Annotated in this window: 12 protein-coding genes; 9 read left to right on the forward strand and 3 right to left on the reverse strand. The window is 34.3% G+C overall.

Annotated elements, in window-relative coordinates; all coding sequences use genetic code 11:
* Genes AB8B52_RS12095 through ribB form a run of 4 tightly spaced genes read left to right on the forward strand, consistent with a single transcriptional unit; the run spans position 1 to position 6,328 of the window.
* A complete protein-coding gene (locus tag AB8B52_RS12095; protein WP_406028459.1) occupies positions 1–2,448 on the forward strand; it encodes a DNA translocase FtsK 4TM domain-containing protein in 2,448 nt (815 codons plus the stop codon).
* Positions 2,449–2,503: 55 nt separating this feature from the next.
* On the forward strand, positions 2,504–3,145 hold the full coding sequence (locus AB8B52_RS12100; RefSeq protein WP_406028461.1) for a LolA family protein: 642 nt from the start codon (positions 2,504–2,506) through the stop codon (positions 3,143–3,145).
* 17 nt (positions 3,146–3,162) lie between these two features.
* Entirely contained in the window at positions 3,163–5,148 is a 1,986-nt protein-coding gene (locus AB8B52_RS12105; RefSeq protein WP_406028463.1) for an LptF/LptG family permease, read from the forward strand.
* 31 nt (positions 5,149–5,179) lie between these two features.
* Positions 5,180–6,328: a 3,4-dihydroxy-2-butanone-4-phosphate synthase gene (gene ribB / locus AB8B52_RS12110; RefSeq protein WP_406028465.1), complete on the forward strand. Its 1,149-nt coding sequence runs from the start codon at positions 5,180–5,182 to the stop codon at positions 6,326–6,328.
* Here ribB and AB8B52_RS12115 read toward each other — a convergent pair.
* The 3 genes from AB8B52_RS12115 to AB8B52_RS12125 all read right to left on the reverse strand — a co-directional run bounded on the left by AB8B52_RS12115 (position 6,325) and on the right by AB8B52_RS12125 (position 9,869).
* Complete coding sequence (locus AB8B52_RS12115; RefSeq protein ID WP_406028466.1) at positions 6,325–7,881, reverse strand: family 16 glycosylhydrolase; 1,557 nt, start codon at positions 7,879–7,881, stop codon at positions 6,325–6,327. The genes ribB and AB8B52_RS12115 overlap by 4 nt on opposite strands.
* Positions 7,882–7,943: 62 nt before the next feature.
* On the reverse strand, positions 7,944–9,161 hold the full coding sequence (locus tag AB8B52_RS12120; protein WP_406028468.1) for a DegT/DnrJ/EryC1/StrS family aminotransferase: 1,218 nt from the start codon (positions 9,159–9,161) through the stop codon (positions 7,944–7,946).
* Positions 9,162–9,239: 78 nt separating this feature from the next.
* Positions 9,240–9,869 carry an NAD(P)H-dependent oxidoreductase gene (locus AB8B52_RS12125; protein WP_406028470.1) on the reverse strand — a complete coding sequence of 210 codons (630 nt, stop codon included), beginning with the start codon at positions 9,867–9,869 and terminating at the stop codon, positions 9,240–9,242.
* Positions 9,870–9,959: 90 nt separating this feature from the next.
* Between AB8B52_RS12125 and AB8B52_RS12130 the strand changes: the two genes are divergently transcribed.
* From AB8B52_RS12130 to AB8B52_RS12150, 5 genes are all read left to right on the forward strand, one after another.
* Positions 9,960–10,550: an NTP transferase domain-containing protein gene (locus AB8B52_RS12130; RefSeq protein WP_406028472.1), complete on the forward strand. Its 591-nt coding sequence runs from the start codon at positions 9,960–9,962 to the stop codon at positions 10,548–10,550.
* A 32-nt stretch (positions 10,551–10,582) separates the two neighbouring features.
* Positions 10,583–11,044 carry a (2Fe-2S)-binding protein gene (locus AB8B52_RS12135; protein ID WP_406028474.1) on the forward strand — a complete coding sequence of 154 codons (462 nt, stop codon included), beginning with the start codon at positions 10,583–10,585 and terminating at the stop codon, positions 11,042–11,044.
* A gap of 11 nt (positions 11,045–11,055) precedes the next feature.
* Positions 11,056–13,212 carry a molybdopterin cofactor-binding domain-containing protein gene (locus AB8B52_RS12140; protein WP_406028476.1) on the forward strand — a complete coding sequence of 719 codons (2,157 nt, stop codon included), beginning with the start codon at positions 11,056–11,058 and terminating at the stop codon, positions 13,210–13,212.
* A 164-nt stretch (positions 13,213–13,376) separates the two neighbouring features.
* Positions 13,377–14,189: an N-acetylmuramic acid 6-phosphate etherase gene (gene murQ / locus AB8B52_RS12145; RefSeq protein ID WP_406028478.1), complete on the forward strand. Its 813-nt coding sequence runs from the start codon at positions 13,377–13,379 to the stop codon at positions 14,187–14,189.
* On the forward strand, positions 14,176–14,412 hold the full coding sequence (locus tag AB8B52_RS12150; protein ID WP_406028479.1) for a DUF6095 family protein: 237 nt from the start codon (positions 14,176–14,178) through the stop codon (positions 14,410–14,412). Before murQ ends, AB8B52_RS12150 begins: the two co-directional genes overlap by 14 nt.
* The last annotated feature ends 205 nt before the right edge of the window (positions 14,413–14,617 follow it).

Raw genomic sequence — 14,617 nt, forward strand, 5'->3', positions numbered from 1 at the left:
ATGGCAAAAAAAACAACAAAAAAGAAACCCGTAACTAAGGCAAAGCCAAAAGTTAAAGCGCAGGAGAAAATTAAAAAACCTGCGTTTCAGCTCACCAGTCAGCACAAACTGATTTTAGGCAGTTTCCTTATCATTATTGGTCTACTTCTATTTATTTCATTTTTATCTTTTGTCTTTACAGGCAAGGAAGACCAAAGTGTGCTTCATAGTTTTCCAGAGCGATCAAACGAATATAAAAACTGGGCAAGCCAACTCGGTGCTTGGGTGAGTGAATTTTTCATTACTAAAGGCTTTGGTTTACCATCCTTTATTTTTGCAGGCTTACTTTTCCTTTCTGGTATTTATATCACCTTAAATTTAAACAAAGTAAAACTTAGAAAACATTGGATTTGGGGCACCCTTATCGTCATATGGCTTTCTATACTTTTTGGCTTTTTTACACACAAATATGATCTTTTAGGCGGAACTATTGGTTTTGAAATGAATCAATTCTTTCAGGATTATATTGGTAAAGTTGGTACAATTCTGTTATTGGTGTTTGCACTAATAGCCTATTTAGCGATTCGGTTTAAAGTTACCGGAGAAAGTATTGTTAATAGTTTTAAACGTGCCAAAAGTTCTATTACAGAAGATTTAGAATCCGATAAAAACACAGCTCAACCGACTCCAGTCTTTGATAATAGTCTTACGGAAGAAGCCGAAGCCATTAAATCTGCTTTTGAAATTCCGCTCGAAAACATAGCGCCTACCATTACAAAACATTCTGAACCAAAAGCGAAAACAGAGGTAAAACCTGAAGCTGAAAAGCTAAAAATGGAAGTTACCGCAAAACCAAAAGAGGAAACTATTGACTTACCTGAGTTAAAAGTTGAAGTAGAAACGGTTAAAGAAGAAAAATCTGAATCTGATAATTTAGCGGATAAACTCGTAGAAGATTTTGGGCAGTTTGATCCGACTTTAGAACTCGGTAAATATCAATTCCCAACCTTAGACCTCTTAAAAAAATATGATAATGAAGGGATTTCTATAGATCAAGACGAACTCGAAGAAAATAAAAATAAAATTGTAGAGACGCTTAATAACTACAAAATTGGAATTTCTAGTATTAAAGCTACAATTGGTCCTACCGTTACCCTTTACGAAATTGTACCAGATGCAGGAATCCGAATTTCAAAAATTAAAAATTTAGAAGATGATATTGCATTATCATTAGCCGCTTTAGGTATTAGAATTATTGCTCCAATTCCTGGTAAAGGAACTATTGGTATTGAGGTGCCTAACAAAAACTCAACGATAGTATCGATGCGTTCTGTTATCGCTTCACAAAAATTTCAAAAATCCGACATGCATTTACCAATTGCCTTCGGAAAAACTATTAGTAACGAAACTTTTGTAGTTGATTTAGCCAAAATGCCACACTTGCTTATGGCTGGTGCTACAGGCCAAGGTAAATCTGTTGGTTTAAATGCCGTTTTAACTTCTTTATTGTATAAAAAACATCCTGCTGAAGTCAAATTTGTACTTGTTGATCCTAAAAAGGTGGAGTTAACACTTTTCAATAAAATTGAACGTCACTATTTGGCAAAATTACCAGATAGTGAAGAAGCCATTATTACAGACAATACCAAAGTTATTAATACGTTGAATTCACTTTGTATTGAAATGGATAACCGCTACGAAATGCTAAAAAATGCATTTTGTAGAAACATTGCAGAATACAACACCAAGTTTAAGGCTCGGAAATTAAATCCTAATGATGGACATGCCTTTCTACCTTATATTGTTTTAGTGGTGGATGAATTTGCCGATTTAATTATGACGGCTGGTAAAGAAGTGGAAACACCTATTGCAAGATTGGCTCAATTAGCACGTGCTATTGGTATTCACCTCATTGTAGCAACGCAGCGACCTTCGGTTAATGTCATTACAGGTATTATTAAAGCCAATTTCCCTGCACGTATTGCATTTAGGGTGACGAGTAAAATAGATTCGCGTACTATTTTAGATGGCTCTGGAGCTGATCAATTAATTGGTCGTGGAGATATGTTATATACCCAAGGGAATGATTTAATTAGAATTCAGTGTGCATTTGTTGACACGCCCGAAGTTGAAAAAATTACAGAATTTATTGGCTCGCAAAAAGCCTACCCAGATGCACACTTATTGCCTGAGTATGTTGGTGAAGAAGGTGGCACAAATCTTGATGTAGACATATCTGATAGAGATAAATTATTTAGAGATGCAGCCGAACTTATTGTAACAGCACAACAAGGCTCCGCATCTTTGTTACAAAGAAAATTAAAACTAGGTTATAACAGAGCTGGCAGAATTATTGACCAACTTGAAGCGGCTGGTATTGTTGGTAATTTTGAAGGTAGTAAAGCGCGACAAGTTTTAGTGCCAGATTTAACCTCTTTGGATCAGTTGTTAGAAAACGAAAAAGAGTAAATAAATTAATATTAAAGGAACGAACTAAAATTTTATAATATTTAAATAAACGAAAATGAAAAATATAATTATTGTTTTATGTATGGTATTAGGATTTTCATCTTTTGCTCAAAATGATGCGAAAGCGGAAGCCTTATTAAAGGACGTCAGCACAAAAATAAAAGCATACAAAAATATTAGTTTAGACTTTAAATATGAATTAAATAATTTAAGCGAAAATATAAGTCAAGAAACTCGCGGAGATGTGGTCATTGAAGGTGAAAAATATAAACTTAATATTTTAGGCATTACACGGATCTTTGATGGTAAGACACTGCATACTATTAGTCCAGAAGACGAAGAGGTTACCATTTCTTCAGACAATACCGAAGATGAAAGCACCATTACACCAAGTAAAATGTTATCGTTTTATGAAGATGGCTATACCTTTAAAATGGATATTGTACAAAACGTAAAAGGACGCAAAATTCAGTATATAAAATTGATTCCTATGGATACTAATTCTGAAATAAAACACGTACTACTAGGCATTGATGCTACAACGAAACACATTTACAATCTTATTGAAGTTGGTAAAAACGGAACAAAGACCACTTTAACTGTTAATTCTTTTAAAACCGATCAACCTATATCAAAAACCTTATTTACATTTGACAAAAGTAAATACAGCGATTACTTCATCAATAAAATTGATTAAGGCTAAAACTTAACTGTGTGAAAATATTAGATAGGTACATACTTATCACATTTTTAAAGACGTTTTTTAGCGTCTTTATTATATTCATGTTCATCTTTATTTTACAAGGAGTTTGGCTATACATTGCAGAACTTGCTGGTAAAGATTTAGATGTCACTGTGACCGCTAAGTTTATTTTATATTACATGCCAAAGCTCATTCCTTTGGTTGTTCCGCTAACAATATTATTAGCATCGATTATGGTCTTTGGTAACTTTGCCGAAAACTACGAATTTGCTGCTATGAAATCCACAGGCATCTCGCTACAACGCGCCATGCGGAGTTTAAGCGTATTTATTGTGGCTCTTGGTATTGCGTCTTTCTTCTTTGCCAATAGTGTTATTCCTTGGGGAGAATTCAATTTTTATAACCTACGTCGAAATATTGCCAAAGTAAAGCCTGCACTTGCCATTGCCGAAGGTCAGTTTAATGAAATTGGAAACATTAATATTAAGGTTAAAAAGAAATCTGGTGATAAAGGTCAGTTTCTAGAAGGTGTGGTGATTCATAAAAAAGTAGGTCGTTCTGGCAATTACGTAGTGATCATTTCAGAAAAAGGAGAATTAAAAAGTAGTGATGATTCTAATATTTTACAATTAGAATTAATAAATGGTAATTATTACGAAGAAATTATAAGTAAAGATGCCAGAAAAAACACAACAAAACCACATGCGAGAAGTTATTTTGATAACTACACCTTTAATGTCGATTTAGAAACCCTAAATCCCGAAGACTTAGAGGAAAAAAATTATGATGACCGTTACAACATGCTTAATGTTAGTCAACTAAAAAGACAAATTGACACCCTTAAAAAACAAGAAAATGACGATTATGTAGCCTTATCAAAAACATTATTTAATCGCAGTACTTACGCTTCCTTAGGTATTAATATAGACACAACAAAAGTTGTTGACTCCATTGCTAAGTATGATAATCTTTTAGATATCTTTAATAACAACCAAAAAATACAAATTTTAAATTTAGCTATAAATTCTGCTAATAGTTCTAGACAGATTATAAATTCTAATGAAAATACATTTAAGAGAGACGCTTCACTACTCAATAAACATATTATAGCCTTACATGATAAAATTGTCTTAGCCTTTGCGTGTATTATTCTCTTTTTTGTTGGTGCACCACTAGGTGCTTTAATACGTAAAGGTGGGCTCGGATTACCAATGGTTATTGCCATTGTTCTATTTTTAACCTATCACTTTTTTGGTATTTTTGCAAAAAATAGTGCTGAAAAAGGAAGTTTCAGTCCTGTTATTGGGACTTGGCTTTCCACAGCTATAATGCTACCATTAAGTATTTATTTAACCACTAGAGCTACAAATGATAAAGGCGTATTTGAGTTTGATGCGCTAACCGTTCCTTTAAAACGATTATTTACTTCAAAAAATAAACTTCAACTTTCGGAGAGTGACACCAAGACGTTCAACTATTATAAACGCTATTCCATAGAGGAATTGATTAGTATCATAAAGAAGCAAGACGACTTTGATATCGATAAAAAACCAAAAGAAATTGCGCTTCATAGTTTATTAGAACGTAAAATACCATTAGAAGGTTTACGATCTGAAGGCTTAGAAATTGACGAAAAATTAATTAAAGCCAGAGTTCTACATAAAGATTATAAAGATTATTCTAAAACAAGCTTAATTAGCTATGGTATTGGTATTTTACTACTGGTATTGCACTTCATTTTCAAGAACAATAAATTTCCTGAAACCGCTGATGCTGCCTTAAGTCTTAGTATTATTGCTTTTATATTTTTTGCAATTTATGTGGTTGTGGACGCATTTATGTATTCAAAATTTTATAAAACTATTAATCAAGAAGGTAAACGGATTAATCCATTATTATTAATAATAACACTGCCAGTATATCCATTAAAATACCTTGTACTAAGAAACAGAATCTCTCAAGACTTCTATTTGAGCTGTCTTCAAAATATAAAATAAGCGTATCTTTGTTTTATCTTAAAACACCAGCATGTTAACTAAATCCTTAAATACAAAAATGAGCCTACATACCATAGAAGAAGCAATTGAAGACATTAGACAAGGCAAGGTTATTATTGTCGTAGATGATGAAAACCGAGAAAATGAAGGTGATTTTTTAGCTGCTGCAGAAAAGGTAACTCCAGAAATGATAAATTTTATGGCAACGCACGGTCGTGGTTTAATATGTGCCCCTTTAACCGAAAAACGTTGTGAAGATTTAGAGCTGAACATGATGGTAAGAAACAACACCGACCCATTAGAAACTGCGTTCACTGTTTCTGTTGATTTAAGAGGTAATGGTGTCAGTACTGGGATTTCAGCAAGCGATCGTTCAAAGACCATACAGGCTTTAGTTAATGACGAGACCAAGCCGTTTGAACTAGCACGTCCAGGACATATCTTCCCTTTAGTAGCCAAGGAAGGTGGTGTTTTAAGACGTACAGGACATACAGAAGCTGCCATAGATTTTGCACGTTTAGCAGGTTTTGAACCAGCAGGCGTTATTGTAGAAATAATGAATGAAGATGGTACCATGGCTCGCTTACCGCAATTAATGAAAGTGGCCAAAAAGTTTGATCTTAAAATAGTTTCGATTGAAGATTTGGTAGCTTACCGAATGGAATATGATTCTTTAATTGAAAAGAAAGAAGATTTTGATATTGAAACGCGTTTTGGAAAATTTAGACTTAGAGCTTACTTACAAACCACCAATAATCAAATTCATATTGCACTAACTAAAGGTAATTGGAAATCAGATGAACCTATTGTAACACGTGTTAATTCTACATTAGTCAATAATGATATTTTAGGCACATTAACTAACAATGCCGACCAAAAATTAGACGACATGTTTAATGTCATTAATACCGAAGGAAAAGGTGCTATAATCTTTATTAATCAGCAGCCCGAGTCTATGAATTTGTTGACACGTTTAACTATTCTTAAGGAAAATCAAATTGAAGGACAGCTCACAAAGGCTCCGAGTATTGGTATGGATTCCAGAGATTTTGGTATTGGTGCACAAATATTACACGATCTTAAAATTAGTAAACTGAAACTACTCTCTAACAGTCTCCAAACCAAACGTGTTGGCATCATTGGTTATGGATTAGAGATTATTGAATATGTCGCCTATTAATTTACAAACACCTTCTTAATACTGGTTTGAGATCCAGAATATATTTTAAGCATATATAATCCTGGTAATAAGCCTTGTGTTTCTACTTTTTCTGTGTTGTTATCTTTTTCTACTACTAACTGACCAATAGCATTATATAACGCTATTTTATCAATAGTTTGATCTGATTTTATGTTAATAATAGTATGAGCAGGATTAGGATAAACACTGAACCCATCGGCTGCGACATCAGTTACACTTAAACCTGTATTCTGATACACACGCACATAATCAATGACCATGTTACTCTGCTGAAAATTTGGATCTATAGCTCCAGAAACTCCACCCATGGCAATGTTCAACAGTAAATATTGATCGTCATCAAATGGCCAAGTATTTACATCTTTAACAGCAGGATTATAAGTATAAAAACCAATGCCATCTATAAGAAAGGTAATCTGATCTGGAGACCAATTCACAGAATACACATGATACTCATTAGCCACATCATTTAGAATAAAAGATCTAAAATTCACAGTATTACCAAAACTTGAAGGAGTATGTAAAGCACTACTCACGTGGTTTATAGCACCCAAACCGTGCTCCATGATATCAATTTCACCACACGCTGGCCAACCTGTAGTTCCAAATCCTTGAGTTTGCCAATACGCACCAGCTTCACTCACATTTTTCCCTAAAGTCCATATCGCGGGCCAAGTGCCGTCGCCAAATGGTAATTTTGCTCTTACATCAACACGACCATATGTAAACGCAAATTTAGAGTTCAATCGTGCAGAAGTATATTCTTTTGTTTGCCCTTGATCTGTGAAGGTTTCCTTAATTGCTGAAATATTCAAAAATCCGTTTTCTACAAACGAATTTTCAATGCGATTGGTGTAATGTTGTTGCTCCCCATTAAACCAACTTCCACCTGCTGGCAGTTGTGTTTGATGAAACCAATTATTAGAATCTATAGCACCATTCGTATCAAATTCATCCGCCCAAACCAAATCATTATAAACCACGTCTATGACATTAGGATTGGTAGGTTCTACTCCATTATCAATATCATCGATTAAATAAGTTCCTGATGCTTCTTCACCTCCATCAATAAAAATAGTTAATCTATTGTAGGTACCAGTAGCATTAATACCTGTAGACGTGCCGCTTATAGTCGCATTTGAAAAATCGAATATAATATCATTTGTCCATCCTAAGCCAGACGTGGTTTGCATCACCTCTACATCTGGTTCTGTTCCATTTTCTAATTTAATAAATATGGTATGTGTATTAGGATCGAATTGATAAAAAGATAGACTAAAAGCTTGTGCTTCGCTCAAATCTAAAGGCTGAATGACATCAATATAAAAACCTTGCCAAGGATTATTACCATCATTAAAAAACTGACCGACATCATCACTGCCATCTTCCGGATTGGTGTTTAATGAAAAACTACTGCCACTAAAACCTGAAAAAATGTCTTGATTATCAGAAAAATCAATAGGCATTTGTTGTGCAAAAGTCAACACACAAAAAGACATAAGAAGCACTGCGAAAGCGTAATTTTTTTTCATAATTTTTTTTATAAAGTTATAAAACCTTGTAATCATCTGCTAATTGTGCAACTATACAAAATCTATACAACAGATGTTTTCAAACTTAGTAATACATCTTTTATAGCATTAACCATCTTCTCTGCACGTGCTTTAACCTCCTCTTCTGTCCAAGACAATTTTATTAGACACGAAATATTACGAGAAATATAATGATCTGACTGATCGAAGGTTTTAGTTTTAAGATATTCCAAACCTTGTTTTACTTCAGAAGATATAGGATATAAAGATTTTAAATCTTTTAAATGATCCCATTTTTTAAGGTAGTGCCAATTGTTGTGAAAATAATTCCAACACACATCAACACCATTTGCTTTAAAAGCTTCAGCAACATTTTTAGAACTTTCAGCATCTGGTAAAAAGAAATTAAGAAATGCATAACTTTCAACTCCACCTTTGGGTACGGTTCTAAACGTTACCTGAGGAATTTGAGATAATGCCTCTCTTATAATCGTATAGTGTTTCTTTTGTATGGCAATAAATTCTGGCAAACGTCTCACTTGTGCTAAACCTACCGCAGCATGTAATTCTGAAATTCTAAAATTATAGCCTAAAAACGGATGTGTTTCAGCACCTCTATCACTTCCCACATGGTCATGCCCATGATCGCTAAAATGATCTGCATTTCTGTAATAATCTGCATTATTAGTCACTACAGCTCCTCCTTCTCCACAAGTGATCGTTTTTACAAAATCGAAAGAAAAACAACCCAAATCGGCAATGCTACCGAGAGGTTTTCCGTTATAACTACCTCCAATAGCTTGGCAGGCATCTTCTACAAATAATAGATTATGTTTGGTACAAACGTCTTGTAAAGCATCCATATCGCCCATACTACCACACATTTGCACCACCATAACCGCTTTGGTTTTTGGCGTAATAGCGGCTTCAACAGCTTTTGGATCTAAGGTTAATGTATCATCAATATCTACCAAAACAGGAATCGCTCCCAACATCATAATCGCTTCAAAACTCGCTACAAATGTAAATGTTGGCATAATAACTTCATCACCTGCTCCAACACCTGCTGAAGCTAAAGCCACAGAAACAGCAGCCGTTCCGCTAGAAACTAATTGGACATGATCGGATTTAAAAGTTTTTGCTAATTCTGCTTCAAGCTCCTTTGCTTTCCAATGGCCTTTTCGCATGCCATCAAAACCATAACGCATTAACACGCCATTGTCTAAAACATCATTAACTTCATTTCGTTCTAAATCACTAAATAACTCGAATCCTGGCATGCTGATTTTTAATTTTATGAAATTATCTAAGCTGTAAAACAAAGATACCAATTTCTATATTTCAGAAAGTTAAATCAATTATAATTCTATAATGGTTTTTGACAAAGGCTGTCTTACTTTCTTAAGTTCAGCAAACATATCATCATCAGCTCTGTAACCCACTGGAAGCAACAACACAGAACTCAACTGCATTGCATCGAGTCCTAAAGCTTTATCTAATTCTTGCGGAACAAACCCTTCCATAGGACAACTGTCTATTTGCTCAACAGCACAAACAGTCATCAAATTGCCTAAAGCAATATACGCTTGTTTGGTTGCCCAATCTGATTTTTTCACATCAGGCATTTTTGAAATAGTGCTGTTTAATTGCGACTTAAAAGGTGATAAAATAGCTTCAGGAGTATTTCTGACTTGTTTTATAGTTTCAAAATGTGCTTCCACATCTTTTTCATCTATTTCATTCTGAATACAAAGCACCAATAAATAAGAGGCATCTGCTACCTGACGCTGACCATAAGCTAACGGCACTAAATTTTCCCTAAGCGTTTTATCTTCAACAATTACTAGCTTCAAGGTTTGCAAACCATAAGACAAAGCTGTTAAATTAAACGCTTCTTTTAACGTATTTAATTTTTCTTCGGAAAGCATTTTATGCGCATCAAATTTTTTTGTGGCATAACGCCATTGTAACTTTTCTATAATCGACATTCTTTCTTTTTTTTTGCAAAAATACGTAATTAAAGACTGCGCTTAACCATAGTAATAACATGAATTAATTGTATAACTTTAACAACACTTATGAAAATTGCTTTACTCATATTAGCGGCAGGACGTTCAACTAGAATGAAAACAGCCAAACAACTACTACCTGTTGGAACCACGACGCTTTTAGGCTCAACGATAGAAAACGCCCTACAATCAAATACTCAGGCAATTTATTGCGTCTTAGGCGCCTATGCCGAAACTGTTGAAGCATCTATTTCAAAATATAAGGTTGAAATTATTTTTAATCCGAATTACAAATCAGGATTAAGCTCAAGTATTGCAGCAGGAATTGAGTATTTAAACCATAAACAATTTGATGCCACTTTAATAATTTTGGGCGACCAACCCTATGTGAACGCGCGCTATTTAAATCAGATGATGGCTACTTTTAAAAATAATCCTGATAAAATAATTGCTACTAATTATAAAACAAACCTAGGTGTTCCTGCGTTGATTCCGAAAGTTTATTATACTGATTTGCTTAATCTTGAAGGAGACAGCGGAGCTAAAACATTTCTTAATTCTAAAACCAACAACATCATCCAATTAAATAATGCCAATGTGTTGGATATTGATACAAAAAAAGAGTATCAAGAATACATTGATTCGGTCAAATTTGAATAAAATAGATTAACTTTAGAAGAAATATAGAGGTTATGGCGGATTATAATTTAAAAGTTAATGGGAAACAAGTGCGTGTTGAAGCAGACTCAGACACACCTTTACTTTGGGTATTAAGAGACGAACTGAATTTAGTAGGTACAAAATATGGCTGTGGTATTGGGCAATGTGGTTCATGTACCGTTCATATTGATGGTGTTGCCACAAGAAGTTGTTTATTACCCGTATCACGATTAGAAAGTTCTGAAATCACTACAATTGAAGGTTTGGCAACAGATAAGTTACATCCTGTACAAGAAGCTTGGAAAGCACTCGATGTACCGCAATGTGGGTATTGTCAATCTGGTCAAATTATGACCGCTTCTTCTTTTCTAAATCAAAATTCGAATCCTAATAAGGAAGATATTAGAAATGCCATGCACGGCAATCTTTGTAGATGTGCTAGTTATAATCGTATAGAAAAAGCAGTGGCTTTAGCTGCTAAAAACATGTCTTAAGTTGAAATATTATGAAAAATAAAAAAACAACATTTAGCAGACGTAACTTCATGAAAACCTCTGCACTTGCCACAGGTGGTCTTTTAATTGGATTTAATTTTTTTAATGCTTGTAAAGAAGCGGTTGCTCCACCTGTAGATATTTCAAAACTCAACTTTAATGATTTTAATGCTTTTATTAAAATTGCAGATAATGGTTATGTCACTATTTTTTCACCTAACCCAGAAATCGGGCAAGGAGTAAAAACAGCTATGCCAATGCTCATAGCCGAAGAATTAGATGTGCCTTGGGAGCATGTTACCGTTGCACAAGGCATTTTAGACCCTAATAATTACACAAGGCAAGTGGCAGGTGGTAGCCAATCGATTCGTTTTGGTTGGGAGCCTTTGCGTCAAACAGGTGCCACTGCCAAACAAATGCTCATTAATGCAGCTGCTGCAAAATGGGGAATTGATGCCGCATATTGTGTTGCTTCAAATGGAATAATCAAAAATTCAAATGGAGAGACATTACACTATGGAGATGTTGTAAAAGAGGCTGCTCTGTTAGAAGTACCTGAAAACGTGACACTAAAAGCACCAAAGGATTTTAAAATAATTGGAAAGGATGCTATTAATGTTGATATCGATGGCATAATAACTGGAAAACCACTTTTTGGGTTAGACTATACTGCTAAAGGTATGAAATATGTTTCAGTAGCACGTCCACCAGCATTTGGACAAAAATTACATGCTTTTGATGCTTCTTATTCTAAAGCCATAAATGGAGTATCTGATGTGATACGATTTGGTGATAAAATTGCTGTTTTGGCGTCCAATACTTGGGCTGCTATGAAAGGAAAAAAAGCCTTAAAACTTGAATGGAAAAATGATGGTACTTTGGAAAGTACTGCAGATCACGATAAAAAGTTAAATGCTATTTTAGATGGAAAGGATTTGACTGTGCGTCGTGAAGATGGTAACATTAAAAAAGCCTTTAAAGAAGCAGATAAAATTTTAGAGCGTACCTATGAATCGCCTTTTTTACCGCATAATTGTATGGAACCTATGAATTTCTATGCGCATGTCACAGATGAAAAAGTACATTTAGTTGGTCCCATACAAACACCAGCTGGCACTGCTAAGCGTATTGCTCAACTGATAGATAGAAATGAAGATGATATTCATTTAGAAATGACAAGAATGGGAGGTGGTTTTGGCAGACGCCTTTATGGAGATTTTGCGCTGGAAGCAGCAGAAATTTCTAACATCACTAAACAGCCCGTTAAAGTTGTCTTTTCGCGTGAAGACGATATGGCTGCAGGTATTTATAGACCTGCAATTAAATACAGGATTAAAGCGTCTATTAAAGATGGAAAGATAACGGCTTATCACTTAAAGGAGGCTGCAATTAATTCTAATATGTATGGTTTAATTCCTAACTTTTTTCCTGCTGGTGCCATTGCAAACTACAAAGTTGAATCAGGTAATTACAAAAGTAATATTACCACTGGAGCTTGGCGTGCACCATACACCAACTTTTTAGGCTTTGCAGAACAAAGCTTTTTTGATGAATTAGCGTCAGAATTAGAGATAGACCCTGTTCAATTGCGCTTAGATTTATTAAAAAATGTAAAAGACGATGAAGACAATAGTATTGCATATTCTGGTAAACGAATGACCAATACGATTAATCTTGCTGTAGAAAAAAGTAATTGGGGACAATCAAAAACTGGAATCTATCAGGGCTTTGCGGCTTATTACAGTCATAACACACATGTAGCAGAAGTGGCAGATATTAGCTTAAAAAATGGACAACCTTACGTTGAAAAAGTAACAGTTGCTGTGGATTGTGGTATTGTGGTCAACCCAACAGGTGCGAAAAATCAAATTGAAGGAGGTGTTCTAGATGGTATTGGCCATGCTATGTATGGAGACTTTTCATTTGAAAACGGTCAGCCACAAGACACTAATTTTAGTACTTATCGTTTAATCCGAATGAAAGAAACACCAGTAGTTGAAACGTTTTTTGTCGAAAACGAATTACCACCTACTGGCTTAGGCGAACCTGGACTTCCACCAGCTGGAGGTGCCTTAGCCAATGCTATAAAAGCAGCGACAGGTCAATTAATTACTACACAACCTTTTTTTAAAGAATTAAATCGTCTTAATGTTAAATTAAAGACTTGATTGATTCAATATTACTTTGTTAATTACCTTAAATTCTATTTTTAATAAGGTTGAAAATCGTTTCGTTTTTTTCTAAGTTTACCAACTTCATATACTCCCGTTTCCTAAAAAACTTTCAATACTAGATATATAATCATAGCTAAAATTATCTTTATCTTTATCAAATGACTTTTATAAAAACGACAGAACAAGATTCTAATTACAATAATCTCGAAAACATGTCTGTCCATGAGATTATTACTAACATAAATAACGAAGACAAGTCAGTTCCATTAGCCGTTGAAAACGCTTTACCACAGATTGAATCGCTCATTGATCAAATTGTCACAAAATTAAAAATAGGAGGTCGGCTATTTTATATAGGTGCCGGTACAAGTGGAAGATTGGGGATTCTAGATGCTTCCGAATGTCCACCAACTTTTGGCATCGCACATAATATTGTCATTGGTCTAATTGCTGGTGGTGATAATGCTATTAGAAATGCTGTTGAAAATGCCGAAGATTCATTAACACAAGGATGGATAGATTTGCAAGACTATAATATTACAAAAAACGATATTGTTGTAGGTATAGCAGCATCTGGAACGACACCCTACGTCATAAGTGCATTACAAAAATGTAATGAAAATAATATTATTACTGGATGTATTACTTGTAATCAGCTCAGTCCATTAGCTCAAACAGCCAAATTTCCAATAGAAGTAGTTGTTGGTCCAGAATTTCTAACAGGTAGTTCTCGAATGAAAGCTGGGACGGCTCAAAAACTTGTTCTTAATATGATAACGACTGCTACTATGATCCAATTAGGAAAAGTTAAAGGCAACAAAATGGTCGATATGCAACTAAGTAATGATAAGTTAGTTCAACGAGGTGTAGACATGATAATGAATGCATTAAACGTTTCAGAAGAAAAAGCAATACAATTACTAAATACATACAAGAACGTAAGACAAAGTATTTCACATGGAAGAAACTAATAGAACTGACAAAGATATTTTAGTAAAAGGTTTAAAAAAAATGGGATTATGTCTATTATTTATGTTTACTGGCCCATCACTTTTACACCTTGCTTTAGACAATAAAGATAAACCCCTTTATATACCATTATTAATAGTTTCAATCATTATATGCATCATGGCAATTGCATTTCTTTTTATAGGAATTAATACAATAATGAATAGCATATTCAAAAAACGATGATGTTGTACTTTTTAAACTAAAAAAGTATCTCAACATACCTTATTTACATTTCTTTTTACTTCATAACTACGCACAAAAAAACCCTTACTAGCTTTACTAGTAAGGGTTTCATAATATCAACCATTGTTGACACAAAAAAGGCGGCGACCTACTCTTCCACAGTAAAGCAGTACCATCGGCGCAAACGGGCTTAACTACTCTGTTC

Source organism: Winogradskyella sp. (genome assembly GCF_045105575.1).
GTDB lineage: Bacteria > Bacteroidota > Bacteroidia > Flavobacteriales > Flavobacteriaceae > Winogradskyella.

Excerpts from the sequence above, each read along its gene's own strand:
- AB8B52_RS12095 (WP_406028459.1), top strand. The coding sequence starts at position 1 with ATGGCAAAAAAAACAACAAAAAAGAAACCCGTAACTAAGGCAAAGCCA.
- AB8B52_RS12100 (WP_406028461.1), top strand. The coding sequence starts at position 2,504 with ATGAAAAATATAATTATTGTTTTATGTATGGTATTAGGATTTTCATCT.
- ribB (WP_406028465.1), top strand. The coding sequence starts at position 5,180 with ATGTTAACTAAATCCTTAAATACAAAAATGAGCCTACATACCATAGAA.
- AB8B52_RS12115 (WP_406028466.1), bottom strand. The coding sequence starts at position 7,881 with ATGAAAAAAAATTACGCTTTCGCAGTGCTTCTTATGTCTTTTTGTGTG.
- AB8B52_RS12120 (WP_406028468.1), bottom strand. The coding sequence starts at position 9,161 with ATGCCAGGATTCGAGTTATTTAGTGATTTAGAACGAAATGAAGTTAAT.
- AB8B52_RS12125 (WP_406028470.1), bottom strand. The coding sequence starts at position 9,869 with ATGTCGATTATAGAAAAGTTACAATGGCGTTATGCCACAAAAAAATTT.
- AB8B52_RS12130 (WP_406028472.1), top strand. The coding sequence starts at position 9,960 with ATGAAAATTGCTTTACTCATATTAGCGGCAGGACGTTCAACTAGAATG.
- AB8B52_RS12135 (WP_406028474.1), top strand. The coding sequence starts at position 10,583 with ATGGCGGATTATAATTTAAAAGTTAATGGGAAACAAGTGCGTGTTGAA.
- AB8B52_RS12140 (WP_406028476.1), top strand. The coding sequence starts at position 11,056 with ATGAAAAATAAAAAAACAACATTTAGCAGACGTAACTTCATGAAAACC.
- murQ (WP_406028478.1), top strand. The coding sequence starts at position 13,377 with ATGACTTTTATAAAAACGACAGAACAAGATTCTAATTACAATAATCTC.
- AB8B52_RS12150 (WP_406028479.1), top strand. The coding sequence starts at position 14,176 with ATGGAAGAAACTAATAGAACTGACAAAGATATTTTAGTAAAAGGTTTA.